General features: G+C 38.6%; 20 protein-coding genes and 1 tRNA gene. 14 read left to right on the top strand and 7 right to left on the bottom strand.

The genetic code is table 11. From position 1 onward, the window contains the following. The first annotated feature begins 33 nt into the window (after positions 1-33). The 8 genes from P2W72_RS13605 (at position 34) to P2W72_RS13570 (ending at position 12,416) form a co-directional block, all read left to right on the top strand. Positions 34-1,119, top strand: coding sequence for an efflux RND transporter periplasmic adaptor subunit (locus P2W72_RS13605; protein WP_276363532.1), 1,086 nt, complete (start codon positions 34-36; stop codon positions 1,117-1,119). 25 nt (positions 1,120-1,144) lie between these two features. Continuing rightward, the gene (locus tag P2W72_RS13600; RefSeq protein ID WP_276363530.1) at positions 1,145-4,384 is read left to right on the top strand and encodes an efflux RND transporter permease subunit; all 3,240 of its coding nucleotides are present in this window, start codon (positions 1,145-1,147) and stop codon (positions 4,382-4,384) included. After that, the gene (locus P2W72_RS13595; RefSeq protein WP_276363529.1) at positions 4,362-5,789 is read left to right on the top strand and encodes an efflux transporter outer membrane subunit; all 1,428 of its coding nucleotides are present in this window, start codon (positions 4,362-4,364) and stop codon (positions 5,787-5,789) included. Before P2W72_RS13600 ends, P2W72_RS13595 begins: the two co-directional genes overlap by 23 nt. 319 nt (positions 5,790-6,108) lie before the next feature. Beyond that, positions 6,109-6,813: a hypothetical protein gene (locus tag P2W72_RS13590; RefSeq protein ID WP_276363528.1), complete on the top strand. Its 705-nt coding sequence runs from the start codon at positions 6,109-6,111 to the stop codon at positions 6,811-6,813. 678 nt (positions 6,814-7,491) lie between these two features. Further along, positions 7,492-8,589: an amidohydrolase family protein gene (locus tag P2W72_RS13585; RefSeq protein WP_276363527.1), complete on the top strand. Its 1,098-nt coding sequence runs from the start codon at positions 7,492-7,494 to the stop codon at positions 8,587-8,589. A gap of 25 nt (positions 8,590-8,614) precedes the next feature. Beyond that, the gene (locus tag P2W72_RS13580) at positions 8,615-9,835 is read left to right on the top strand and encodes a hypothetical protein (protein ID WP_276363526.1); all 1,221 of its coding nucleotides are present in this window, start codon (positions 8,615-8,617) and stop codon (positions 9,833-9,835) included. A 27-nt stretch (positions 9,836-9,862) separates the two neighbouring features. Then, positions 9,863-10,963, top strand: coding sequence for an amidohydrolase family protein (locus tag P2W72_RS13575; RefSeq protein WP_276363525.1), 1,101 nt, complete (start codon positions 9,863-9,865; stop codon positions 10,961-10,963). Positions 10,964-11,006: 43 nt separating this feature from the next. Further along, positions 11,007-12,416 (top strand): Gfo/Idh/MocA family oxidoreductase, encoded by a 1,410-nt coding sequence (locus tag P2W72_RS13570; protein WP_276363524.1) that lies wholly within the window; start codon positions 11,007-11,009, stop codon positions 12,414-12,416. Positions 12,417-12,523: 107 nt separating this feature from the next. Here P2W72_RS13570 and P2W72_RS15715 read toward each other — a convergent pair whose 3' ends face one another. Next, complete coding sequence (locus P2W72_RS15715) at positions 12,524-13,201, bottom strand: DUF6629 family protein (protein WP_346429776.1); 678 nt, start codon at positions 13,199-13,201, stop codon at positions 12,524-12,526. A gap of 275 nt (positions 13,202-13,476) precedes the next feature. Here P2W72_RS15715 and P2W72_RS13555 point away from each other — a divergent pair, with 275 nt between their 5' ends. Beyond that, positions 13,477-13,857 carry a hypothetical protein gene (locus tag P2W72_RS13555; RefSeq protein WP_276363517.1) on the top strand — a complete coding sequence of 127 codons (381 nt, stop codon included), beginning with the start codon at positions 13,477-13,479 and terminating at the stop codon, positions 13,855-13,857. 68 nt (positions 13,858-13,925) lie between these two features. On the opposite strand, the gene P2W72_RS13550 is transcribed toward P2W72_RS13555, so the two are convergent. The 3 genes from P2W72_RS13550 to P2W72_RS13540 all read right to left on the bottom strand — a co-directional run bounded on the left by P2W72_RS13550 (position 13,926) and on the right by P2W72_RS13540 (position 19,506). Continuing rightward, positions 13,926-16,502 (bottom strand): cation-translocating P-type ATPase, encoded by a 2,577-nt coding sequence (locus P2W72_RS13550; RefSeq protein WP_276363514.1) that lies wholly within the window; start codon positions 16,500-16,502, stop codon positions 13,926-13,928. 98 nt (positions 16,503-16,600) lie between these two features. Then, a complete protein-coding gene (gene ppsA, locus P2W72_RS13545; RefSeq protein WP_276363512.1) occupies positions 16,601-19,051 on the bottom strand; it encodes a phosphoenolpyruvate synthase in 2,451 nt (816 codons plus the stop codon). 38 nt (positions 19,052-19,089) lie between these two features. Then, positions 19,090-19,506 carry an Hsp20/alpha crystallin family protein gene (locus P2W72_RS13540; RefSeq protein ID WP_276363510.1) on the bottom strand — a complete coding sequence of 139 codons (417 nt, stop codon included), beginning with the start codon at positions 19,504-19,506 and terminating at the stop codon, positions 19,090-19,092. Between the two features lie 309 nt (positions 19,507-19,815). Between P2W72_RS13540 and P2W72_RS13535 the strand changes: the two genes are divergently transcribed. Then, positions 19,816-19,995: a histone H1 gene (locus P2W72_RS13535; protein WP_276363508.1), complete on the top strand. Its 180-nt coding sequence runs from the start codon at positions 19,816-19,818 to the stop codon at positions 19,993-19,995. 83 nt (positions 19,996-20,078) lie between these two features. Here the strand turns inward: P2W72_RS13535 and P2W72_RS13530 are convergent, their stop codons facing one another. Together P2W72_RS13530 and P2W72_RS13525 are read right to left on the bottom strand one after the other, a co-directional pair. Further along, positions 20,079-20,975: a hypothetical protein gene (locus P2W72_RS13530; protein ID WP_276363504.1), complete on the bottom strand. Its 897-nt coding sequence runs from the start codon at positions 20,973-20,975 to the stop codon at positions 20,079-20,081. Positions 20,976-21,074: 99 nt separating this feature from the next. Then, entirely contained in the window at positions 21,075-21,389 is a 315-nt protein-coding gene (locus P2W72_RS13525) for a hypothetical protein (protein WP_276363502.1), read from the bottom strand. Between the two features lie 634 nt (positions 21,390-22,023). On the opposite strand from P2W72_RS13525, the gene P2W72_RS13520 reads away from it, so the two are divergent. Then, entirely contained in the window at positions 22,024-22,401 is a 378-nt protein-coding gene (locus tag P2W72_RS13520; protein ID WP_276363500.1) for an SRPBCC family protein, read from the top strand. Here P2W72_RS13520 and P2W72_RS13515 read toward each other — a convergent pair. Beyond that, a complete protein-coding gene (locus P2W72_RS13515; RefSeq protein ID WP_276363497.1) occupies positions 22,361-23,698 on the bottom strand; it encodes a hypothetical protein in 1,338 nt (445 codons plus the stop codon). The two genes, P2W72_RS13520 and P2W72_RS13515, sit on opposite strands and share 41 nt — an antisense overlap. Positions 23,699-23,727: 29 nt before the next feature. Here P2W72_RS13515 and P2W72_RS13510 point away from each other — a divergent pair, with 29 nt between their 5' ends. From P2W72_RS13510 to tig, 3 genes are all read left to right on the top strand, one after another. After that, positions 23,728-24,507 (top strand): helical backbone metal receptor, encoded by a 780-nt coding sequence (locus tag P2W72_RS13510; protein ID WP_276363495.1) that lies wholly within the window; start codon positions 23,728-23,730, stop codon positions 24,505-24,507. A gap of 134 nt (positions 24,508-24,641) precedes the next feature. Beyond that, positions 24,642-24,723 (top strand) — tRNA-Leu (locus tag P2W72_RS13505). A 67-nt stretch (positions 24,724-24,790) separates the two neighbouring features. Continuing rightward, complete coding sequence (gene tig, locus P2W72_RS13500; protein WP_276363492.1) at positions 24,791-26,137, top strand: trigger factor; 1,347 nt, start codon at positions 24,791-24,793, stop codon at positions 26,135-26,137. The last annotated feature ends 91 nt before the right edge of the window (positions 26,138-26,228 follow it).

Below are 26,228 nucleotides of genomic sequence, written 5' to 3'. Positions count from 1 at the left end.
TGCATATCATTTAACTATTAACCTTAATCTATTATGAAGAGGATATTCATTCTCACGACCGTACTTTGCGCATTTATTTACACCAGCTGTAAGCATGAAAAACATGCAGAAGAAGCTAAAACTAAGTTTTTAGTAAGCAGTCCGATACTAAAAGACACTCTGATCTACAAGGAATACGTTAGCCAGATTCATTCAGTAAACCATATTGAAATCAGATCTCAGGAGCGTGGCTACCTTCAAAAAATCTATGTTGATGAAGGCCAATTTGTGAAAAAGGGACAACTCATGTTTCAGATTATGCCCCTGATTTATCAGGCTGAAATGTTAAAAGCAAAGGCTGAAGTAAACTTTGCTGAAATTGAATACAAAAATACCAGAAGTCTTGCTGACAGTAACATTGTTTCGAAAAATGAACTTGCTCTTGCAAAGGCTAAACTCGATAAAGCCAAAGCCGAATTGGCGCTGGCTCAGGCTCATCTCGACTTCACAGAGATCCGGGCACCGTTTGATGGCATTATGGATCGATTCCATACTCAGTTAGGAAGTCTTATAGACGAGGGAGAACTTCTGACCATGCTTTCAGATAACAGTAAAATGTGGGTTTACTATAATGTTCCTGAAGCAGAGTATCTGGATATTCAGCAACAGGTAAAATCAAAAAAGCAATTAGAGGTAAAGCTGGAAATGGCCAACAAGCAGTTGTTTGATCATTCAGGAACGGTAGAAACCATTGGAGCAGATTTTAATAACGAAACCGGAAATATTCCGTTCAGGGCAACATTTTCCAATCCTGACAGATTACTCAGACATGGTGAGACCGGGAATATTCTGATGCCTATTGTTCTGAAACAAGCAGTAATTATTCCGCAGAAGGCAACATTCGATGTGCTGGATAAGAAATATGTGTACATCGTAGATCAGAACAATGTGCTTAAGGCAAAACAAATTACCATTTCTCATGAAATGCCTCATTTGTATGTTGTTGCTTCAGGTCTTAGTGTGAACGATAAAATTCTTGCTGAAGGTTTAGGTAAGGTGAAGAACAACGAAAAGATAAGCTATGAGTTTGTGTCATTTGCAAAGGAGCTGGCTGAGTTAAAAAATATACACGCTGAATAAAGCGGGAACCTCTAAATAAGATAACATGTTTAATAAGTTTATTAAAAGACCGGTTCTTGCCATCGCTTTATCCGTAGCGATAGTCTTCTTGGGATTATTGGCAATAAAAACATCACCGGTAGCACAATTTCCTGAAATAGCACCCCCGAGGGTTAATATTTTCATCGAATTCCCTGGATCCAATGCAGATGTATTGGTTAAATCAACATTGACAATCCTTGAACGTGCCATTAATGGGGTGCAGGGAATGCAATATATACTTTCTGATGCAACCAGCGCCGGTGAAGCGAGTATTGAGGTAATTTTTGAACCGGGTACTGACCCTACACTCGCAGCAGTGAGGGTTAAGTCAAGGGTTGATCAGGTCATGCCCAATCTTCCTCCACTGGTACAAAGAGAGGGAGTAATCATTTCGCCTTTGCAACCCAGTATGCTGATGTATTTAAACCTGTATAGTAAGGACAAAGAAATTGATGAAAAGTTTTTGTTCAACTATGCAAACTCTTACATCCTGCCTGAACTGCAACGTATCAAGGGGATGGGTTTTGCTCAGGCAATCGGAAGTCGTTCGTTTGCCATTCGGGTTTGGTTAAATCCCGAAAGGATGCGGGCATACAAAGTTTCTGCAGAGGAAGTTCTGAAAGCCATTGATGAACAAAGTGTCCTGGCACGTCCAGGAAGGGTTGGTCTAAGCTCCGGAAAAACAGCACAGTCGCAGGAATACGTTTTTACATATAAAGGCTGGTACAACACACCTGAGCAATATCAGGATATTGTGATCAGAGCCAATTCTGAAGGTGAAATTCTCAAGCTGAGAGATATTGGTGAAGTAGAGGTTGGGAGTGAATTCGTGGATATTTATTCCAACAAAGATGGTAGTCCTTCTGCTTCTCTGGTCCTGAAACAAAATCCGGGAAGTAATGCCAGCACGGTGATTGAGGATATAAAGGTTAAAATGGAGGAATTAAAAAAAGATTTTCCTCCGGGCATCGATTATGAAATAAATTATGATGTATCTAAGTTTGTAGATGCATCTATCGAAAAAGTGTTGCACACCTTAATAGAGGCATTTGTTTTAGTTGCGCTCGTTGTATTTATTTTCCTTGGCGACTGGCGTTCTACCTTTATTCCGATTCTTGCCGTTCCGGTATCCTTAATCGGTGCATTTGTCTTAATGAATTTCTTTGGTTTAAGTATCAACCTCATTACCCTGTTTGCTTTGGTATTGGCTATTGGTATTGTGGTGGATGACGCCATCGTAGTAGTGGAAGCAGTGCACGTAAAGATGGAAGAAGAAAATCTCTCGCCTTATGCGGCGGTAAAGAAGGTGATTCAGGAAATCAGTGGGGCTATCATTGCCATTACACTGGTCATGACTTCGGTGTTTGTACCTGTAGCCTTTATGACCGGACCGGTCGGGGTACTTTACCGGCAGTTTTCACTCACTATGGCAAGTGCCATTGTGATTTCAGGGTTTGTTGCGCTTACTCTTACTCCGGTGCTTTGTGCCATTCTTTTGAAGAACAACCATGGAAAGCCAAAGCGCAAAACACCGATCAACCTGTTTATCGATTGGTTCAACAGAACCTTTGAGCGTGTTACCGGCAAGTACACAAAGTTTCTTACACTCATTGTAAACCGAAGAGTACTTACCTATGGAATTTTAATTGCTTTTGGTTTCGGTATTGTAGGGATTAACAAAATTCTTCCGGCGGGATTTATTCCAAGTGAAGACCAGGGACAAGTCTACGCGATCATTCAAACCCCTCCGGGAACGACGCTTGAACGGACCAATGAAATTTCAAGAAAGCTTCAACACTTGGCAAAAGAAGTGGAGGGGGTTGCTTCGGTGACTTCACTAGCCGGTTATGAGATTCTTACTGAAGGCAGGGGCTCAAATGCCGGTACCTGTTTGATCAATTTGAAAGATTGGTCTGAACGTGAACATTCAGTAAAGGAAATCGTGGAGGAGTTAGAAGAAAAATCAAAGGATCTTCCTGCAAATATCGAATACTTTGAGCCACCTGCTGTTCCGGGTTATGGTACGTCTGATGGTTTTTCATTGCGTCTATTAGATAAGGGAAGTGATGTAGATTACCAGGAGTTTGACAGAGTAAATGCTGAGTTTCTTGAAGAACTAAAAAAGAGAAAGGAGTTGAGCGGCTTATTTGCTTTTTACTCTGCGAAATATCCGCAATATGAAATATTGGTAGATAATGAACTGGCGATGCAAAAAGGTGTTTCTGTTGGCGCTGCCATGGAAAACCTGAACATCATGATCGGTAGTACCTATGAGCAAGGCTTTATCCGTTTCAATAACTACTATAAAGTGTACACTCAGGCAGGTCCGGAATTCAGGAAACAACCATCCGACATTCTGAACATGTTCATTAAAAATGATCACGGAGAAATGGTTCCTTACTCTGCTTTTATGAAAATAAAAAAGACGCAGGGGCCTAATGAAATTGCACGTTATAATTTATACGTGTCTTCATTGATCAATGGTATGCCGGCAAAGGGTTACTCTTCCGGTGATGCCATTCAGGCAATTAAGGAAGTAGCAAAAGAATCCTTGCCTAATGGTTATGATATTGCCTGGGAAGGACTTTCGTACGATGAAGCGAGAAGAGGGAACGAAGCTCTTTACATCTTCCTGGTAGTGATTTTCTTTGTTTATTTAATCCTCGCAGCACAATATGAAAGTTTTATTCTGCCATTGGCCGTGTTGCTTTCTATTCCTCCGGGCATCTTTGGATCGTTCCTCTTGCTGAAAGGAATGGGTTTAGCGAATGATGTTTATGCACAGGTGGGACTGATCATGCTGGTTGGCTTACTCGGCAAAAACGCAGTATTGATTGTTGAGTTTGCCGTTCAGAAACATAATCATGGTGCTTCTGTTCTTGAAGCTGCAATTGAAGGTGCAAGGGCACGTTTCCGTCCAATCTTAATGACATCTTTTGCATTTATTGCCGGATTGATTCCATTGGTAATTGCTACAGGTCCGGGTGCCGTAGGTAACCATACCATAGGAGCATCAGCTTTGGGTGGGATGTTGTTCGGTACGGTATTCGGGGTTATTATCGTACCCGGATTATACTACATTTTTGGCAAAATGCAGGAAGGCAGACATCTCATTAAAGATGAAGATGAGAATCCGTTGAGCGAACACTTTGTTGAAAGTACTTCTGAAAGTGCACTGACCAAACGAATCAAAAAAATTATCAAACGAATCGGATATAAAAATGAAAAAGATAGTAACAGTTAAATACGTTATCCTTCTTTTCTGTATCGTAGGGCTTGGTGCCTGTAAAGTACCAGCCATAACTGCTAAACAGGAAAATAAATCGGTCCCTAAGGGTTATAACAACTCGCAGGATACAACAAACTCCGCAAACATCAAGTGGAGAGCATACTTTACTGATCCTAATCTGATTGCAATTATTGATACTGCTTTGCTCAACAATCAGGAGTTGAATATTACAATGCAGGAAATTGAAATGAGCAAGAATGAAGTTATGGCCAGAAAAGGGGAGTACCTGCCATTTGTGAACCTGGGTCTTGGAGCAGGTGTTGTTAAAGCAGGTAAATATACCTGGGATGGTTTTTCGGAAGATGATTTGAAGGAAAATCCTGATAAAGGTCCCAAATACATTGGTGAATTTTTTACAGCTGCTAACTTTTCCTGGGAGTTGGATGTCTGGAAAAAGCTCCGTAATGCAAAAAAATCTGCTGTGCTGAAATATTTGTCAACTACTGAAGGGAAAAACTTTATGGTGACAAACATCATTGCAGAAATTGCAGAATCGTATTACGAGCTGATGGCACTTGATAATTTGCTGGCCATTGTTCAGCAGAATATCGAACTGCAAACAAGTGCCTTGCAGGTGGTGAAGCTTCAAAAAGATGCTGCTAAGGTTACGCAATTAGCTGTTAACAGGTTTGACGCTCAGCTGCTCAACACAAAAAATCTGCAATATGATATTCAGCAAAGGATCATTGAAACAGAGAACAGGATCAACTTTTTAGCCGGTCGTTTTCCGCAGCGCATTGCAAGGAATTCGGCAGACTTTAATAAGAGTCCGCTTGATATGATCCAAAGTGGTATTCCATCGCAACTGTTGGTGAACCGTCCGGATATACGACAAGCTGAATTGGAATTATCTGCTGCAAAAATTGATGTGCAGGTTGCAAAAGCAAACTTCTATCCTTCATTCAGGCTTACAGCCGGACTTGGTTTTCAGGCGTTCAATCCTTTGTATCTTATCAAACCTGAATCGATCCTTTATAATTTAGGAGGGGATATGGTAGCCCCATTAATTAATAAGAATGCCATAAAGGCTACTTATTTTAATGCAAACCTCCAGCAGATACAGGCAGTTTATAATTATGAACAGTCCATTTTAAATGCGCACATCGAAGTAGTGAACCAGCTTTCAAGGATTGATAACTTCACGAAGAGCTATGAAACAAAATCGAAGGAAGTTGAAATACTGACGCAATCGATAACTATTTCAAACAATCTCTTTAAATCTGCAAGGGCAGATTATATGGAAGTACTGTTAACTCAAAGGGAAGCGCTCGAATCAAGAATGCAGCAAATTGAGATTAAAATGAAACAGATGCATGCTAAAGTAAATATTTACAAGGCTTTGGGTGGAGGCTGGAATTAATTTATAAAAATGCAAACGGTTTCAATAATTGATTATCTGCAATTGTTTTTATATCTGTTATGCAGGTATTCAGTATGATTGGACAGTTGAAGCTGTAAACTGTCAGACAAGTGTTAATTAATGGTTTCGCTGAATTTCGGTTTAGCGAAACCATTTTTTTTAGGCATAAATAAAATTAAGGACGTAATATTTCGTTCTTAATAAAAGTGAAGTCTTGTGCTCAGACAAAATAGAGCGCTGTATATATTCAAAGTTTAATTTATAGTAACCTTTTCTTCAAAAAAAGGTATAAATGCCTACATCTAATTTAAATTTTACTATGAAAAATTTTATTAAACTGGGTACAATTATACTTGGTGCTGTTTTTACATTGTCGGCTTGTACCAAAGATGATTCATCCGGGAACGGGAAACTATCATACCGGGTAAATCCTTCAAATTTCACATCCTCAATTGGAGTTATTGCATCAGGAAGTGGCTTACCTGTAATTACTAATAGCAATTCAAGTATTACATGGACAAGTGCCGGCTTGAATATTACAGAAATAGATTTTGAGGCAGAAAGCAATAATACCCCAATTGAATATGAGTTGAAACAGGCTATAAAGGTTGATTTGCTAAATTTAAGTCCGGTATTGGGAAACATAACATTGCCCGTTGGGACATATGATGAAGTTGAGCTGAAAATATTGTTGAGAAAATCAACTACTACAGAGATTCCGCTGACAATTAAAGGCACATACACAGATCCCAATGGTGTAAAAGTGCCCCTTGCATTTTACCTGAACGAGGATATAGATATTGAAGTTGAAGCTGAAGATATTGTTATCGATGGTAAGACTGATTACACAGGGATGATTAATGTTCAGTTAAATAAGTTTTTAACGAATGTTATAAGCACAGACCTGAGTACAGCAACGAAGACAGAAGGAGTAATTGTTATCTCGTCCACCTCAAATGCGGATATTTACTCTAAGTTAAAAACCAATATTCTGGCATTTGCTGACTGTGATTTTGAAAAGTAATTTATTGTTTTTTCTTTTATAAGAAGTGTTATCAGATACTTCATTGAAAATGCCTGATTGATATTGATCAGGCATTTTTGTTATTAGAAAATTTATCAGGTGTATAATAATTTACTGTTGTTCGGTTAAAATTATTTCATAATAAAATATGCCTGTATGTTTTTCATTGAATGTTTTTTGACCGATTTTCAAAAGAAAGCACCCTCAGCAAACACGGATAAGCTTGATCCGGGAGGTACAATGGCATGATTTAAGGGCTCTTTCAATCCTGATGATTGCATCTCTGCCTGGAATTTTGTTCTACTGACTCCGATGAGGTTAAATGTTAATAGAATTACATTAACACGGGAATCGACCCCGAAGATGGTCGCATGTATTGAAATTCTCATATACGACCACCTTCGGGGTCGACTAATCTATTATCACATGTTGTTTCTATAAAGCGAATGGACAAAGGATATCTAAGGGAAATCTTGATCCTTAAATCATAACATTGCCCGAATGTGCTCGCATGTATTTAAAATTCTCACTTCGACATCGAAGAACAAAAACATTTACACGGATATTAGTGTATAATAATTTAACTAATCAACAATCCTGAAATTTAAATCAGATTGTTTTATTAATTTAAGGAATTCAAATGGCTTAATTTCAAGCTCTTTGATTCATCTGCCTTTAATGAAACATTTGAAACTATACTTTCTGATCCTGATTGCAACAACTTTGCCTGGTATTACTTTAGTGTTTGCACAAAAAGAAACTAAGGCTTTTTATTCAAAAGATGACTTTTATAAGGTTAAGAAGTTCGATACTCATATTCATATCAATACTGAACAGACTGCTTTTATCCAGCTCGCTAAAGCCGATAATTTTCAGTTTCTGGATATTGTTGATGACCGGCCCTTCGGTCTTCCTATGGCTGAGCAGCAAAAAATAGCCTTTCTGCATCTGAAAACTTATCCCGAACAGATGAAAGTAGCAACTACTTTTCCGGTAAAGGGTTTTGATGATCCTGACTGGGCGGTACTCACTATAAATAATCTGAAAAATTCTATACGGGAAGGAGCAAGGACTGTAAAAATCTGGAAAAATATAGGTATGGATCTCCGGGATAAGAACGGCAAATTTGTTATGCTGGATGATCCCCGTCTGCAGCCTGTATTTGAGTTCCTGGTCAAAAATAAAATTCCTCTTATCGGTCATAATGGTGAACCTCGGGATTGCTGGCTTCCGCTTGATCAAATGACCTTCAGCAAGGAATATTATGGTTCTCATCCCGAGTACCATATGTTTCTTCATCCTGAATATCCATCTTATGAACAGCATATTGCAGCACGTGATAATCTCCTGAAAACATATCCTGATCTGAAATTTGTAGGGGCACATCTGGGAAGTCTGGAGTGGAGCCTGGATGAACTGGCAAAAAGGCTGGATCTTTTTCCGAATATGCGTGTTGATCTTTCGAGAATTACTAACTTACAGTTACATACTTTAAGAGATCATGCCAGGACGCGTAGTTTTTTTATGAAGTATCAGGACCGGCTTATTTACGGTTCTGACAGAGCTGTAAATACAACAGATGATCCTGAAAAATTGAAAAAGGGTATTCATGAAGCCTGGTTTCGCGACTGGGTTTTCTTTACAAGTGCAGATCGTATCACTTTGCCGGGTTTTGGAGATTTGATAGGATTACAACTGCCCGTCAATGTAATTGATAAAATATATTATAAAAATGCAGAAAACTGGCTGTCAGAATCTGCCGGTTTAAAATTTTAAGTTAACTGAAATATATTCTTCTCCTATGAAAAATGAAACTCAAGCCACCGGATCTGCAATAAATCCGGCAATGCCTGTCAGCCGTATAGCTTCAGTAGATGTTTATCGCGGTTTTGTCATGCTTTTGATGATGGCCGAGGTACTTCGTCTATCAGATGTGGCCGAAGCTTTACCGGATAGTGCTTTCTGGCAAACAATAGCCTTTCATCAAAGCCATGTTCCATGGGTATGGCTGAGCTTACATGATATGATCCAGCCGTCTTTCACCTTTCTGGTTGGGGTGGTTTTACCTTATTCAATTGCCAGCAGAAAGAACAAGGGTGCGAGCTTTGAAAATATTTTAAGACATACTGTTAAGCGATCAGTGATCCTGATATTGCTTGGAATATTTCTCCGCTCAATGCATTCAAAACAAACTTACTGGACATTTGAAGATACCCTTACCCAGATCGGATTGGGCTATACGTTTTTGGTGATCATATCACTTTATTCGAGAAAAGTTCAGATTGGTGCTTTAATTTTTATCCTTTTCAGCTATTGGCTGGCATTTGCACTCTATCCGCTTCCGGGAGCTGCTTTCGATTATGCAGCAGCGGGCGTTCCGGCCAACTGGGAACATAACTTAAGTGGTTTTGCTGCTCACTGGAATAAGAACACCAATTTCGCCTGGGCATTCGATCAATGGTTCATGAATCTGTTTCCCCGTGAAAATCCATTTCTTTTCAATGCCGGAGGTTATTCAACTTTAAGCTTCATTCCAACATTGGGAACAATGGTGTTGGGTTTGCTGGCAGGGAATGTCCTGAATTCTTCAATTACTTCAAAAGATAAACTGAGATCTTTTGTAGTCACCGGAATTGTACTGATTCTGATTGGTATTGTTCTTCATGTTAGCGGTATTAATCCGGTTGTGAAGCGTATCTGGACTCCTGCATGGACGATTTTTAGCGGGGGTATTTGTTTTCTTTTTCTTGCATTTTTTTACAGACTGTTAGATATGCCCGACAGAAAAGTAAGTGTTTTTGCTTTAATGGTTATCGGCACAAATTCAATTGCAGCCTATGTAATTGCTGATGGAGGAATGAGAGGATTAATCAATGATTCCCTGTTTATTCATCTGGGGCAGAATTTTGATCAGGTATTTGGGCCGGCATATGCAACATTGGTTAGCGGCGGACTGGTGCTTTTCTTCGAATGGCTGATTTTATACTGGATGTACAGGGAAAAAATATTTATTAAAATTTAAGATCATTAATTATATTCCATAAAATTTATGAAAGTAAAATACCTGTTTTTTGGTGTGCTGGGCTTCATGTTCCAAAATTGCACACAGAGTGAAAATGCTTCAGATCAGAGTAAAAGCCCCGGGTTTTATACGATGGACGATTTTAAGAAGGTTGAAAAATATGATACCCATGCTCATATCAACGCCTTTGACACAACTTTTATTCAGATTGCCAAAGAAGATAATTTCAGGCTTCTGGCAGTAAACGTTAATCCATCTTCTTATCCTACAGTTGAGCTTCAGCAGGATATAGCGGTGAAAATGGTAAAAACATACCCTGATCAGGTAGCCTGGGCAACGACATTTACGGTTGCCGATTGGGGAACTGATAAATGGCTGCCTCAAACTCTGGCCTATCTGAAGGGTTCTTTTGAGAATGGTGCCATCGGAGTTAAAGTATGGAAGAATATCGGAATGGAACTCAGGGATAAAGATGGAAAGTTTGTGATGATTAACGATCCAAGGTTTGATCCCGTTATAGATTATATTGAGAAAAGTGGTAAAACACTGGTAGGTCATTTGGGAGAGCCTAAAAATGCCTGGCTTCCGGTAGATCAGATGACTGTATCTGGTGATAAGGGATACTTTAGCAAGCACCCTGAATATCATATGTACCTGCATCCTGAGTATCCTTCTTATGAGGATCAGGTTAATGCTCGTGATAAAATGCTTGAGAAGCATCCCAATCTGAGATTTGTAGGGGTTCATCTGGGTAGTCTGGAATGGAGTGTTGATGAGCTGGCAAAACGTCTGGATAAATTTCCTAATATGGCGGTTGACATGGCAGAGCGGATCTGTCATCTTGAATATCAGTCGATAAAGCAGAGAGAGAAAGTCAGAGATTTTATCATTAAGTATCAGGACAGACTTATTTATGCAACCGACGATTGGGTAGGACCTGAATCAAATCTGGAAGAGATGAAAAAGGATATTCAGGAAACTCATATTAGTGACTGGAGATTTTTTGTAACTGATGAGGAAATGCAGGTACCTTACTTCAATGATAAGATTAAAGGGTTAAAATTGCCAAAAGAGGTGATTGACAAGATATACCGGAAGAATGCCGAGAAATGGTTTCCGGGGATTTAACAGACTATAAACTATTTTCAACCTAACAAACAGTATAAAAACAATGAAGAACAACCGTAGAGATTTTCTAAAATTAAGCAGTCTTGCCGGACTAGGTATTGCAGGTGGTGGTGTCTTGCAGGGGTTTGCCGCCGGACCTCAAAAAGGGCCTTATATCAATAAGTCGGGCATTCAGACTTTTAATATGAGCGGGTATGCAGCACCAAAGCTTGAAACCGTTCGGGTGGGCTTTATCGGATTAGGTCAGCGGGGGCCTTCTCATTTGAATGCCGTTGCCAAAATTGAAGGAACTGAGATCAAAGCGCTTTGCGATCTTAGGGAAGCGAGCGTCAATAAAGCAAAAAAGGTAATTGATGGTACATCTCATAAGCCTGCGATTTATACAGGAGGCCCTGATGAATGGAAAAAATTATGCGATCGCAAAGATATTGATCTGGTGTACATTGCTTCTCCATGGGATTTGCACGTTCCTATGGCTGTTTATGCAATGAATCAGGGTAAGCACGTAGCTATTGAAGTGCCTGCAGCAGTTTCTATGGAAGAATGCTGGCAGCTGGTAGAAACTTCTGAACGTACCCGCAAGCATTGTATGATGCTTGAGAATTGCTGTTATGATTTCTTCGAATTACTGACATTAAACATGTCGAGACAGGGATATTTCGGAGAACTTCTGCATACTGAAGGTGCATATATCCATAATTTGATTGATCTTAATTTCAGTGATAAGGGTTATCAGGATATGTGGCGCTTGAGAGAGAATGCCACCAGAAAGGGAAGTCTTTATCCTACTCATGGCTTAGGTCCGGTATGTCAGGCTTTGAACATTAACAGAGGTGATAAAATGGATTATCTGGTATCTGTTTCGACAAATGATTTCCAGATGGGAGCCAGGGCAAAAGAACTTGCAGCCGGTAATAGTCTTTACAAGGAATTTGCGAATGCTGATTTTAATGGAAACATGAATACCACCACCATTCGTACCAGTCTTGGAAAAACTATCATGATTCAGCATGATGTTACCTCGCCCCGTCCTTATTCAAGGATACATCTGCTGAGCGGAACTAAGGGAACAGCTCTGAAATATCCTTCTCCGAAAATTTCAAACAGTCACGAAGGGTGGGTTTCTGATGAGGAGTTTAAAGCATTGGAAGCAAAATATACACCTAACATTGTCAGAAAAGTTGGTGAAATGGCTAAAAAAGTTGGGGGACATGGCGGTATGGACTTCCTGATGAACTGGCGTCTTATTGATTGTCTTCGTAATGGACTGCCTCTTGATCAGGATGTTTATGATGCGGCTTCATGGAGTGCTGTATGGCCTTTAAGCGAATGGTCAGTGAACAATCGTTCAAACTCAGTTGATGTACCTGACTTTACCCGCGGGGCATGGAAGAAAAATGAACCGCATGATATCGATCTTAAACAAGGTGGAACTACCAAAGTGAAAGTCTGAGTGTAGATTTTTAAACAAAAAGAGCCTGAAATTTTCAGGCTCTTTTTGTTTAACCGAATTATAGCTGTGAAGTTACCTCTGTACCAGGGTGCAATATCTGCTGAAATTTAAGGAGAGGGTTTTGCAAAAGCTGCTTGTTTGTAAGGGTGTTTCTTTAAATCAGAAACCACATAAAGTACTACTATGCTAATCAATGCAGCAAAAAAACACCAAACTGATATGATATAATCTGCATAAAGCAATCTGGTAAATATATAGGAGCAGATTATAATTATACCGATCAGGCTTATTCGCTTATTTCCGGAAATGAAGGGGGATAAGCCGGTTGCAAGGATGTAGAATATACCTGCAGTCCAGTGATTTGCACCGGGAAAGTCAAGCTGGTATTTAATATGTGAGCCCGACACTGCAGCGTCAACTGGATAAAAGATCATGCCATATCCAATATAAAGTGCCTGTATTATTCCGAATATTAATAAAATCCTCAGTATTTTTCTTCTGATAGATGAATTTTCAATGACGAGCATTGAAACAGGAAGAAATATAGGCCATATAAGCTCTGCAAAGATTAAAAAGACTACAGTAGAGATATTCTTTAAATCTGAATATTCAGGATTAGTGAGGGATAGCCAGATGATTCCCTCGGTAAATTGTTGGATTGAAAGTAACAGTGGAATAGATGATAAAGTTTTTAATCCGGCTGAATCTGAATTCTTCATTGAAACAGATCCGATTAGTGCCAGTGCAGCACTTGCTCCAAAACTTGCGGTGGCAGAGAAACACATAGCTGATTGCTTGCTTTCTTGCGGAATTGCCTGAAAGTATTTGAAGATAAGTTATTTATGTGGATATTTATGTTGGGACGTATCTTAATCATTGTTGTTTTAAAGTGAAAATAAATGAGCTAGATCATAGAATTCAATGCAATGAGTCATTAATAATACTTATTAGCATTGTTAACTTGTGGTATTAAACCATTATGATCTCCCTACCTGCGGTAGGCAGGCCTGCTTACAGGCAGGTAGGTTTATCACCATTAAAAAACAAAAAAAACAAACAGATGAAAGAAATAAATATCAAACACATTGCAAATCTGCATACCGATGCACTGAGAGCTTTAGATTTTTACAAGCAGGACATTCAGATTTTAAAGAAACGTCTTGAGGAGATCGCAGCAGATAATACCGGCCATGAGGTAGCTGAAAAGGTTGAGTATTTTCAAAATCAATTTCTCATACAATCAAATAATATAGATGAGCTGAAACATAACCTGAATCAGAATCTGAATAAGATTGAGGAGCAGGTCAAATCTTCTGCAGGGTTTTTAGACCAAAGTACCGCTGATCAAAATGCTGAAATTTACGATCAGTATCTGAGCCTGGAAAAGATTGTCAATGATGTCAGACATCAATTCAACAGTTTCGCATCCCGTTGGATGTAGTTGGTAACCAATTCACTGAACCGTATCAGGTATTGGGAAATAAGGGTGTAAAGGCTTATGATAAGTTTTTACACCCTTATTTTTTTTATCGATTTTATCATTTTTTCGAGTTCCACTGCCCAGAATACAATACTTGACGCCGCCAGAGTGATACCAAGTTCTTTAAGACTGAGAGCCTGGGTTTTAAAAACCGGATTCAGGAATGGTATATAAATAATCAGCAACTGCAGTGCTACAGTTGCTATAAGGGCCATCATCATTGGCTTATTTGAAAATACACCAATTTTGAAAATCGATTGTCTGTTTGAGCGGATTGACATGACGTGCCCCAGTTGACTGAAGCACAAAACTGAGAATGCCATAGTTTGACCATTTGGGTTATTATTTTGAATTGCCCAGGCCTGAATACCTAATGTTACTACCCCCATTAATAATCCTACCCAGAGTATATGCCAGACCATACTCCCTCTGAAGATATTTTTGGAAGGGTCGCGCGGTGGCCGTTTCATAATGTTAGACTCTGCAGGTTCTGATGCAAGGGCAAGGCCGGGAAGTCCGTCTGTAACCAGATTAATCCATAGAATATGTATGGCCAGTAATGGTATCGGTAAACCTAAAAAGGGAGCCAGTGATATTGCCCATATTTCACCAGAATTGCCGGTCATTATGTACTTGATGAATTTTAAGATATTGTCAAAAATTCTTCTGCCCCGGCGAATTGCCTTTACTATTGTTGCAAAATTATCATCAAGAAGTATCATGTGCGCAGCTTCTTTTGAGACTTCGGTGCCATTGATTCCCATTGCAATTCCAATATCAGCATTCTTCAATGCAGGTGCATCATTTACACCATCGCCGGTCATTGCTACAAAATTATTTTGCTTTTGTAATGCATAAATGATCCTTAACTTTTGCTCCGGATCAACACGGGCATAAACCCGTACATTTTTAACCAGTAAATCAAAGTCAGCATCACTCAAAGCAGTTAATTCGTTCCCGGTTAAAATGATATCTTTTTCTGATGTAATTATTCCAATTTTTTTTGCAATAGCTGATGCGGTTAGTTTATGGTCACCTGTAATCATAACCGGTATAATACCTGCCTCCCTGCATTGCGCTATTGCCTGCTTCGCTTCTTCCCTCGGCGGGTCGAACATTCCTGTAAAGCCAATCATTGTCAGGCCTTCCTCCAGTTGTTCGGGAATCAGTTTTTCGGGTATATCCTGCAATATCCTGTATGCATAACCGAGTACACGATAGCCTGATGAAGCCATGGCATTTACTTTATTTTCTGCTTCTGAGATATGGCTTGCTGTTTTATTTTCCAGTTTTTTGAGAAGGATATCCATAGCCCCCTTGGTAATCATGATGACACCACTTTTAGTTCTGTGGAATGTGCTCATACATTTTCTCGCAGGATCGAACGGAATTTCTGCAATTCGCGGGAATTCTGTTTCCAGGTCTGATTTGTTATAACCGTTCATTGAAGCATATTCAATTAAGGCAAGTTCTGTGGATTCTCCCAGCCATGTACCGCTCTCTGATTTTGTTACATCATTATTCAGTGCCATTGCAATAAGCAGGTTGTTCTTTCCCCCCGAAAAAGTATCCTTGCTGCCTGACTCGAAGGTCTCCATTACCTTCATTTTATTCAGGGTCAATGTTCCGGTTTTGTCTGTGCAGATATAGGTGACTGAGCCCAATGTCTCAACCGCAGGAAGTTTTCGGATAAGTACATGCTGTCTGACCAGTTTTTTGGCTCCAAGGGCAAGCGATATTGTAACCAAAGCCGGCAGCGCTTCAGGGATTGCAGCTACTGCCAGCGAAATTGCGATCAGCAGCATTTCAGTTAATTCTTCTCCTCTGAGTAAGCCTGATATAAATATTGCAGTACAAATGATCAGGATAATGATTGATAAGCGTTTCCCGAATGCAGCAAGTCTCTTTTGAAGCGGAGTAATGTTTTCGGCCATCTGAATCATAGAAGCAATACGTCCCAGTTCAGTTACCATGCCTGTTGATACGACAATTGCTGTTCCATGCCCGCTGCTAATAAATGTACCTTTAAAGCCCATATTGCTTTGGTCGCCCAATGGCAGAATTTCGTCCCCGAGAATGTTGTTAGCTTTTTCAGTGTTTTCAGACTCACCGGTAAGCGCTGACTCATCGGCCTTAAGAGAATGAACCTCAATGAATCTGATATCAGCAGGGATAACATCGCCAGCTTCAAGCCTGATTATATCTCCGGGGACAAGTTCTGTGGCATTAATTTTAACTGTTTTGTTGTCGCGAAGAACCTGAGCACGGCTGCCCGACATATTCTTCAGCGATTCCATTGCTTTTTCAGCTTTATACTCCTGAATAAAGCCTATTAAAGCATTAATAAAGATAATGGTAAGTATGATGATACTATCAGTGAGATCACCTGCAATTCCTGAAATTATAGCAGCAATCATCAGGATAAGGATCATAAAATCACTTATCTGATGGTAAAGAATATGCCAGACTGTTTTCTTCTTATGATCAGTAATACTGTTTTTGCCATACTGAGTCAGGCGTGTTGCGGCTTGCTGGCTGCTCAACCCGGAAGATGAGCTTTCCAGAATTTGATATAGTTCAGAAATACTTGATGTATGCCAGTTCATTAAGCCAAATTTAAAAGGTTTTAAACCGGAATACTATCGTTTCTGGAGGTAAAATAAATTCTGACAGTTTTTGTTTCAGATACAGGCCAACTGAATTTTTATTGTTTCAGATTTTCTGCCCGGTTCATGTTCTCAATCCCCCTAATCAATGCGTCGGGGTTAAATGAAATACTATCAATTCCCTCATTCACAAGAAACTCTGCAAATGCCGGAATATCACTTGGTGCCTGTCCGCAAAGTCCAACTTTAATATTGTTTCGTTTTGCAGCTTTGATTGTTTCTGCAATAAGTCCTTTAACAGCGGGATTCTCTTCATTGAAAAGATAGCTTATGAGGGTTGAATCGCGGTCGAGCCCTAATGTAAGTTGAGTCAGATCATTTGAGCCTATAGAAAAACCATCAAAAAGCCTGGCAAACTCATCGGCGAGCAGCACATTGCTTGGTATTTCAATCATGACATAAACTTCGAGACCATTTTCTCCCTGCTTGAGACCGTTTGCAGCCATCTCTGCCAGGACTTTCTGTCCTTCTTCAATGGTGCGGCAGAATGGTATCATCAACTTTACATTTTTTAGACCCATTTCGTCTCTTACCTTCCTCATTGCCACACATTCCAGTGCAAATCCTTTCCGGTAGAATTCGCTGTAATATCGTGAAGCACCCCTTAATCCGATCATCGGATTCTCTTCATGCGGCTCAAAGTATTTTCCGCCAAGCAGATTAGCATATTCATTGCTCTTAAAATCACTTAATCTGACAATTACATCGTTTGGATAAAAGGCAGAGGCAACAATAGCAACAGATTCGGCAAGTTTATCTGTAAAATATTCTTTTCCATCACGATAATCACTGGTCAATTCATTGATTTCTTTCTGAAGTTCAATGTCTTTGATCTTTTCAGGTTCACAGAGGGCAAGAGGATGTATTCTGATACTATTAGAGATTGCAAATTCGAGCCGTAATAATCCAACGCCCTTATTAGGATAATTGCTCAGTTCAAATGCGCGGTTTGGGTCTGCCAGTATAAACATGGCAGCTGTTTTTGGTAGTTTAAGCCCACTGAAATCCTGTTCCTCTACTGTCCATTTTAAAATACCTTCATAAATATGTCCGTCTTTGCCATCTGCACAGGATACAGTAATCTGATCACCATTTTTAATTACCTGAGTTGCATTTCCGGTTCCTACAACTGCCACGGTTCCAAGTTCTCTGGCAACAATTGCTGCATGACTTGTCCTTCCTCCCTTGTTAGTGATGATTGCTGCAGCTTTTTTTAATACCGGATCCCAGTCGGGGTTTGTAATGTCGGTTACAAGAATTTCGCCCTCCTGCAATTGATCGCCTTCAAGCGGACTGTTCAGAATTCTTGCTCTTCCGGATGCTATTTTATCACCAAGTGCTATTCCTGACCCAATCAAACGCGATTTTTCTAATAATTTGAAAATTTCATGTATCTGCTTTCGGGGTTTGGCATGAACTGTTTCCGGTCGCGCCTGAACAATATAAAGCTTGCCGCTGATTCCATCTTTAGCCCATTCAATATCCATTGCTTTGCCATAGTGTTTCTCAATAGTTAAGCACCAGCCGGCAAGTTTTATTACTTCATCTTTACTAAGTGACAACTGCTTCCTCTTCTCATTTGAAGTGTTCAGGTTAATGATTGTCTTCTCAGCAGATTTGTTTTCTGAATCTTCTGAATATATAAGAGTGAATTCCTTTTCACCACAATGGCTTTTTAGGATAGGGTCATATTTGCCTTCCTCAAGTACGGGTTTAAAAATGGTCCATTCATCAGGGGTAACCCTTCCCTGAACTATATTTTCTCCCAATCCCCATATACCATTGATCACGATTGTGTTTTTAAATCCGGAGTCAGGATCGATAGTAAATGCTACACCTGAAGATGCTTTGTCGCTTCGTACCATTTGCTGAACTCCGACAGAAATGGCAATGTCCATATCCATAAAGCCCATATCATGTCTGTATTTTATAGCTCTGTCTGTAAAGAGAGATACATAGCATTTATGAACGGCCTCTAAAAGCTGAGCATATCCGCTGATATTCAGATAAGATTCCATTCTTCCTGCAAAACTGGCTGTGGGGAGGTCTTCTGCTGTGGCACTGCTTCTTACAGCTACGTCCAGAACTGTCAGGCCTGCACTATTGCATAACAGAGTATAAGCCTCTTTACACTCTTTAATGACCTCTGCAGGGAGTTTTGCACGTCTGATCAGCTCACGTGCCTGGGCACCAATCGAGGATAAGTTTGTGAAATTCTCTCTGTCTAAAGAAAAAAGCAGATCCCTGAGAACTGTTTCAAGGTCATTATTTCTGCGGAATAGCCTGTACGCGTCGGCATTCAGCGCAAAACCATCGGGAATCTGAATTCCCTTTGGATTTAGCTGATTAAACATTTCACCAAGTGATGCATTTTTGCCACCAACATGGGGGAGATCACTGATGCTGATTTTAGTGAAAGGAATTATAAATTGAAACGCCGGCATAGTAGAAAAAGGCACATTATCAAAATAGTTGAATTGCTTAAACAATAAACCGGATAGATTTTTCTATCCGGTTTATTGTGTTTTCAGGAAACCTGAATCTGCTTTTTCTCTTTGTTTTTCGAGTCTTCTTTTTTGCCGATGTGAATTTTCAGAACTCCGTCTTCATATTTTGCTTTTACATTCTCTGTTTCAACCGAGTCTGGAAGTATAAATGAGCGGCTGAATGATGAGTAGTTAAATTCCTGTTTGGTGAACCGTTCGTTTTCTTCTTTCTTTTTCTCTTCTTTTTCAGAGCTGACCGTTAGGGTATTTTTGTCAATATCTATCTTGAAATCTTCCTTTTTGAGGCCCGGAGCTCCAAACTCAATTTTAAATTCCTTGCCATTTTCGGTAATGTTTACCGAAGGGATGCGATTGATCAAATCTTTTTCGAAGTTGTCAAAGAAACGATCATTTTCGAAAAAATCTGTAAATAATGGTCTTCTTTTAATGAGTGTCATAGTTTATCCTCCTTTAATTTTAAGTATTATTACTCTAATATAAAGCTTTTTTGTCTGATTTTTAAGTGATTAAGGGCAGTTAATAATGTGACCTAAATCAGTTTATGAAAATTACTTATCCCTAATAAGGCTCTCGGATTACAGGCAAAATTGAAAGTCTAAAAAAGGATTTATAAAAAGATTAGAGATGGAAATAGTTTCTGATTCTTCCGGAGAAAAAAATCAAAACAGGCAATAAAAAATAAATAAAAAAGGCCTTGCCAATACCTGTAATTAAATTAGATTTGTTTAACCTTAAAAAAAATAACAATGGACAAATTTACAAAAATGAAAGATCTGCTGGCTTCGGTAGAAGTTGATGCAAACAAATTTTACAATTCTGGAAACAGTGCTGCCGGAACCCGTGTTCGTAAAGGTATGCAGGATTTGAAAAATCTTGCTCAGGAAATCAGAAATGAAGTTACTGAGAAGAAGAATAGTGCTAAATAATTTCTGGCCGTTCTTATAGTTAAAAAAAGGCCCTGACCCCGTAATGAAACGGGTCAGGGCCTTTTTCTGTTAAATGATATTATTTAAACAGGACCAAACGGATCCGGCAATTCTTTAGGCTTGTAATTTTTTTCAAGCAGAAGATCTATAGTCTTGTTTAAAAAGTAATTCAGCTCAGTATTTCCCCCGCATAATAATTGATTCCCGGAAATGAATTTATGCAGTTCCATGATTAAAAGCTGGATCAGGTCTTTATTGGACGTTGCAATGATATCCTCGCAGATGAACAGGATATGGCTTTTAATAATTGACTCATTTTTTATATTAACCAGCATTTTCAGATAAATTCTGGCAAATTCAATTTTATTGAATTTGTTTCTTCCTTTAAGTCTTTGCCTGAAGAAGTCAAGATCGCTTGCATTACCTGCCTTATAAAATATATTGGCAATAGCCAGATCCAGATTCCCGCTTGAAGTATTTGTCCTGAACTTAGCCATTTGATATGCTTTTTCTGCATTTAGATTGTATAGACCTTTTAATCCTTCAGCTGATTCTTTTGAACTTTTCAATAATGATGCGGAGAAAAACAGATCATAATGCTTCATGTTATTGAATTCACTAAGTCTCTCAATTGCCAGAGCCCTTAATTGAAGTTTCTCATCATTTTTTGCAATATCTTCCAGTCGAAGTTCTATTTCAGGGCTCTTATTATTTTGAAAGTCATAATGTTGTAATACATAAATTTTCACCTGCGAGCAGAAATCTTTGAGGGCATCAATAAAAATCTTCGACGAAAAAGGATATTTACCTGATACATTGATAAGATACCGGATTGCTTCCAATCGCTCCTGATAGTTCTTTGATTCGTAAAACTGATTGAAATAATTGTCTGTAACAGTCTGGCCGTCATTGTTAAGCATTTTAAGAAACCCTCTGGTGTATCTGCTGCTATATCTTTCTGGTTTTGAATTCTGACTCATTTCAGTACCTGTTTATCCGGCCATTTGATGTTTAGACATGTATTATCCTGGTTTGTTACTTTTATGATCAATTTATTTCATCTGTTTATTTTTTGTTTTTTAAAGGTGATGAAGTGCTTTGTGATTATTTTGCAGCGTTCTGCAAAAATCTGAAAGAAATGAAGGAGAGAATGATATGGACAGATTGTTAACCGGTTGCCACGAATCAACTTTACTTGAATAGGAAGTCCCCTGATTAATGGTCAGAAAACTATCAGGATATAGATTTAACTGTCTTTTTCCGATAATATAGTTCGTGTTTCCGTTAAAAACCATTTTCATCGAAAAGCTACCCACTTTTTCAGGATAAAATGCGTGTTTTACTGTTTCGCTTGAGATCTGATTATTATTTTTAAGTACTTTTAAGAATTTCATGGCATTGAATTTCTGTTTTCAATAATCTGTATAAATTCTTTCTTCAAGCAGGGTATAACGATTGTCTCTGTTGTCTAAAAAATTAACCTGTAGCCCTGCATCGGTATATTCGGGTCTGTTAATAAATTCAACACCTGCAATAACATATTTGTGATAATCGCGAAGGCAGTCGTCTGTATGAAAAATGACGTATTCAATTTTCTGATCTCTGTTCCATTCATTTATTAGCAGGATTAATGTATTTCCTTCGTGATCTTTAAGGGAAATGGGCCCGGTATTTAGTCGCTCTGTAAAGTCAATGATCTCAGCCGGATGGAAATTTAATTTGCTTAGTACAAAATCAATTGCGGCAGAAATCTGAGGTACAAGCTTTGGGATATAACTCAGACGAAGTGTGATCGGTTTTCGTCCGGTTATAACGGGCTGATTGTATTTTTTTTATCCGGGTTCCACATAAAATACGACAATGTTTTTTGATGTTCGCTTATATGACGGGATCTGAGTAGAAATGTTGCTGCAAAAAATAAAAAAGTGATTTTCGCATATTTATTTTTCCGTATAGGTTTGACTTTAAGCGATCATTTGTCATTTAAAGCGAAATAACGGAGCATTTATCTTAGATTTGCTGAAGAATATGAAAGATTTTAAGAGTTATTATCTGATTCAGGCAAGTCCGGAAGAGGTCTATCTGGCATTGACCAACCCGTTAACAATTTCTTTATGGACAGGTGCCGAGGCTGTAATGAGTACGGTGCCGGGTTCTGAATTTTCACTATGGGATGACAGTATAGTTGGAAAGAATATTGAGTTTGTTGAGAACAGGAAAATCGTTCAGCAATGGTATTTCGGAGATCAGCCCGAATCAATAGTTACTTTTATTTTGCATCCTGATAAGAATGGAACTTCACTTGAATTACGGCATACCAATATCCCGGATTCAGATTATGAAGATATGATTGATGGATGGAACCTTAATTATTTCGGAGCTCTTCAGGATTTCTATGAAGAGTAAATCTGTCTTTCAATAAATCTTTGTTTTTTAAGTGTTCGCGGATTAAAAAACCTGCTACCAGGATGTATTCAACAGCAATCAGAAATGTGTTTTCGCTGTATGGTAGTGTGCTGTAGGCAATATAGCTCAGCGGAATAAGTGCTGACCAAAGCAGTGCAAAACGATACCTTACGAAAGGGGATAAGGCAATGAGCGGACAAAGATACCAGGGATGTACAATCGCTGAGAATGCCAGATAGATTGTCAGTAACCAGAAAAATCCGGATAACAGATCAGTTTTTTTAAGATAGATCCATATCATACCGGCTATAGAAAGCAAAAACAAAATTTTGGTTACCGTATTTATAGGATTATAGCCCAGGATCCACCATCCTATGGATCTGAATAAAGTATATACTCCGGCATTGAATTCAAATTTTCCATAATACAGATTCAAACTTTCTGAGATGTTCGAGATACGCTCAAATGAGTTTATCGTACTCAAACTTATCAGTATTGTAATAGCAAGGCATAATACTCCGTACCAGATCGCCTTTCTCCATCCCAGTTCTCTGACCATCAATGGAAGTGTAATTAAAGGGAGTAATTTTGCCTGAATTGCAAGAGAAAGTGAAACCGCAGAATAATTTGTTTTATTTTTTTTGATCAGCCAGATTGTCAGCAGAAAAAAACTGATCATAAAAGCCTCGAAATGGATATTTCCGCTTAACTCAATAATTACAAGCGGATTCAAAGCATAGATCAGAACCAAAGTTTTATCTCTTTCTTCAATGTTTAATAGTTTCCTTAGTAATATAATTGTGCTAATTTCAGAAAGCAGAATCATTGATTTAAGTACAATTACGTTAATAAGTAAGTTATCCTGACCGATCCATGCGGCGATCCGGAAAATACTCTGACATAATTGAGGATAAACGCTGAAATAATCAGGTGAATTAAGTAGCGGGAATAGCTGATGAAGAAATGCGTCAGAGCTCCGGGTTAATACTTGTCTGGGCGTATGATCAAAAGGATTAAAGTTTAATTGCTGAATTCTGCCATCCCATATAAATCTGTAAAAATCATCTGAAAGTGCGGGTATTGAAAATAGCAGACAGAACCTGAAAATGACTGATACAGATAAAAGTAAATCCGGATCAACATGCTTTCTGTGTTTAATTAGGATATAGCTGGCTAAGAATAAACCAGTGTAAACCGAAATCAGCTGAATGAAGTTTCCTCTTTCAATATGATATCCTATTAATATATATGCTCCAAATGAGAGCAGCAGAAGTGAATAAAGGATCCATTTAGGCATTGCTGAAAATTGACTTACTTTGTAAAAGTATGCAAAAACGCACATTCAAGGATCAGATGGGGAGGCAAATCTCTGTCGGTAAGTTGCCCGGACGAATTATTTCTCTGGTACCTTCTCAAACTGAATTATTGTTTGATCTCGGTCTGAAAGATGAGGTGGTCGGTATAACCAAATTCTGTATACATCCCCGGGAAATGTTTCTTTCAAAAACGAAAGTGGGGGGCACAAAAAAATTAGATCTGCAAAAAATCAGGGATCTGAGGCCTGATTTGATCATTGGGAATAAAGAGGAGAATGATCAGCATCAGATTCTGGAGCTTATGGAGGAATTCCCTGTTTGGATGAGTGATATTTATGATTTGAATGATGCACTTGAAATGATCAGGGCGATTGGTGGACTATGTGGAAAGGAGGAAACAGCAGAAAAAATAGCTATGGCTATTAAGAACGGATTTGATAAGATCAGTACAGGCTCTTTTGAAGGTTTAAGAGTTGCATACTTTATCTGGAAAGATCCCTGGATGCTTGCCGGTAAAAATACTTTTATTAGTAATATTCTGAACCGGGCAGGATTGTGTAATGCAACAGAGCTTGAAAGGTATCCTGAATTAAGTTCAGATCAGATTGCATATTTAAAACCTGATTTAATTTTTCTTTCTACTGAGCCATACCCATTTAAAGATCAGCACATTGCTGAACTGAAAAAGATTTGTCCTGATGCAAAAATCAGACGTGTAGATGGTGAAATGTTCTCATGGTACGGAAGCAGATTGCTTCACACTCCTGACTATCTGAGATCAATACTATAGTTATTTTGATTATATATTAAATAATAAGCATAAATCATTTTGCACTTATGGATAAAAACGTTATTTTTGCCGACCGAAATAATTCATTTAATGGTTTAAATATTAAAGAATATTTCTAAAATAATCCTAAATATGCGGATGTGGCGTAATTGGTAGCCGCACCAGACTTAGGATCTGGCGCTTCACGGCGTGGGGGTTCGAGTCCCTTCATCCGCACTTATTAATTCCCCGGCTACAAACCGGGGAATTTTTGTATAAACTAAAACGACATAAAACTCATAAAATGAACATTACACAGGACAAAATAGACAATCTGAATTCTGTACTTACTGTTAAGATTAATCCTGAAGATTACAAAGAGCGTGTTGATAAAGCAATCAAAGCTCAGGCAAAGAAGGCTAAATTACCTGGATTCCGTCCCGGCATGGTTCCTCCGGCTCATATCAAGAAAATGTACGGAAAGAATATTCTGGTTGACGAGATCAACAATATACTTAACGATACCCTTAACAATTATATTACTGAAAGCAAGCTTGAAGTTTTGGGTCAGCCACTTCCAAAGATTGATGACAGTAAGGAGTTCAATTGGGATTTTACTGATGAGTTTGAGTTTGTTTATGAATTAGGACTTGCTCCTGAGTTTGATCTTGAGTTTAGTTCAAAAGATAAACTGACTTATTATACCGTGAAGGTTGATGAAGAAACCCTTGCTTCACGTATAACAAATTTAAGAAAGAGCTATGGCAAGATGTCAAATCCTGACGTATCGGCAGATGACGATGTTTTGTATGCAGATTTGAAGCAATTAGCAGCAGATGGTTCTGTTTTTGAAGATGGAATCAGTGCAACTGCTTCTGTTCGTTTGGATCAGATTGCAGATGCTAAAATTAAAAAATCTCTTATCGGGTTAAAGAAAGAAGATGTTGTTACTTTAGATATCCAAAAGGCGTTTGATTCTAATGCAAGTATCATCTCTAAAGTGTTAAATATTTCTGAAGAGGATGCTCAGGAGTTAAAATCTAAGTTTCAGCTTACTGTAAAAAATATCAACCGTCTTGAAGAAGGAGATTTAAACCAGGAGTTTTTTGATAAAATCTTTGGCCCGGATGTTGTTAAAACTGAAGAGGAATTTACAGAGAAGATCAGAGAAGAACTGGAGAGTATGATGGTTCAGAATGCTGATCAGAAACTTCAGGCAGATATGCTTAAGTTTGGTCTTGACAAGGTGAAACTTGATCTTCCTGACGAATTCCTGAAGCGTTGGTTAAAGGCAACTAATGAGAAATTGTCTGATGAGGAGTTAGCGCAGGGATATGAGGATTTTGCACGTAATCTTCGTTGGACTTTAATCGAGAACAGGATTATTAAGGATAATAAAATTGAGATCAAATACGAAGAAGTGTTCACTACGGCAAAAAATCGCCTTGATGCGCAATTCCGTATGTACAGTCCACAACCTTTAACTGAAGAGCAGCTTGGGCAGTATACAGCTCAGTTTTTACAGAATAAGGAGAATGCAAACCGTATTTTTGAAGAAGTAAAAGCTCAGCATGTATTTGATTATCTTAAGGGTGTTATTACCTTAGATAAAAAGAATATAGATTATAATAAATTTCTGGAGCTGAAGTAATTTCTGATCATTTTTGGTCTTATTGAACCATTTATTTTGATCAGTATCAGCTTTACTGGCAAAGTAAATGTTAACTTAATACATATTATTC

Source organism: Daejeonella sp. H1SJ63 (genome assembly GCF_029360775.1).
GTDB lineage: Bacteria > Bacteroidota > Bacteroidia > Sphingobacteriales > Sphingobacteriaceae > Daejeonella.
Note: the sequence above shows the minus strand (reverse complement) of the source record. Positions and strands in the feature narration are given on the sequence as shown.

Bases quoted from the DNA above. Each gene is read 5' to 3' on its own strand.
- P2W72_RS13605 (WP_276363532.1), top strand. From the start codon at position 34: ATGAAGAGGATATTCATTCTCACGACCGTACTTTGCGCATTTATTTAC.
- P2W72_RS13600 (WP_276363530.1), top strand. From the start codon at position 1,145: ATGTTTAATAAGTTTATTAAAAGACCGGTTCTTGCCATCGCTTTATCC.
- P2W72_RS13595 (WP_276363529.1), top strand. From the start codon at position 4,362: ATGAAAAAGATAGTAACAGTTAAATACGTTATCCTTCTTTTCTGTATC.
- P2W72_RS13590 (WP_276363528.1), top strand. From the start codon at position 6,109: ATGAAAAATTTTATTAAACTGGGTACAATTATACTTGGTGCTGTTTTT.
- P2W72_RS13585 (WP_276363527.1), top strand. From the start codon at position 7,492: ATGAAACATTTGAAACTATACTTTCTGATCCTGATTGCAACAACTTTG.
- P2W72_RS13580 (WP_276363526.1), top strand. From the start codon at position 8,615: ATGAAAAATGAAACTCAAGCCACCGGATCTGCAATAAATCCGGCAATG.
- P2W72_RS13575 (WP_276363525.1), top strand. From the start codon at position 9,863: ATGAAAGTAAAATACCTGTTTTTTGGTGTGCTGGGCTTCATGTTCCAA.
- P2W72_RS13570 (WP_276363524.1), top strand. From the start codon at position 11,007: ATGAAGAACAACCGTAGAGATTTTCTAAAATTAAGCAGTCTTGCCGGA.
- P2W72_RS15715 (WP_346429776.1), bottom strand. From the start codon at position 13,201: ATGTGTTTCTCTGCCACCGCAAGTTTTGGAGCAAGTGCTGCACTGGCA.
- P2W72_RS13555 (WP_276363517.1), top strand. From the start codon at position 13,477: ATGAAAGAAATAAATATCAAACACATTGCAAATCTGCATACCGATGCA.
- P2W72_RS13550 (WP_276363514.1), bottom strand. From the start codon at position 16,502: ATGAACTGGCATACATCAAGTATTTCTGAACTATATCAAATTCTGGAA.
- P2W72_RS13540 (WP_276363510.1), bottom strand. From the start codon at position 19,506: ATGACACTCATTAAAAGAAGACCATTATTTACAGATTTTTTCGAAAAT.
- P2W72_RS13535 (WP_276363508.1), top strand. From the start codon at position 19,816: ATGGACAAATTTACAAAAATGAAAGATCTGCTGGCTTCGGTAGAAGTT.
- P2W72_RS13530 (WP_276363504.1), bottom strand. From the start codon at position 20,975: ATGAGTCAGAATTCAAAACCAGAAAGATATAGCAGCAGATACACCAGA.
- P2W72_RS13525 (WP_276363502.1), bottom strand. From the start codon at position 21,389: ATGAAATTCTTAAAAGTACTTAAAAATAATAATCAGATCTCAAGCGAA.
- P2W72_RS13520 (WP_276363500.1), top strand. From the start codon at position 22,024: ATGAAAGATTTTAAGAGTTATTATCTGATTCAGGCAAGTCCGGAAGAG.
- P2W72_RS13515 (WP_276363497.1), bottom strand. From the start codon at position 23,698: ATGCCTAAATGGATCCTTTATTCACTTCTGCTGCTCTCATTTGGAGCA.
- P2W72_RS13510 (WP_276363495.1), top strand. From the start codon at position 23,728: ATGCAAAAACGCACATTCAAGGATCAGATGGGGAGGCAAATCTCTGTC.
- tig (WP_276363492.1), top strand. From the start codon at position 24,791: ATGAACATTACACAGGACAAAATAGACAATCTGAATTCTGTACTTACT.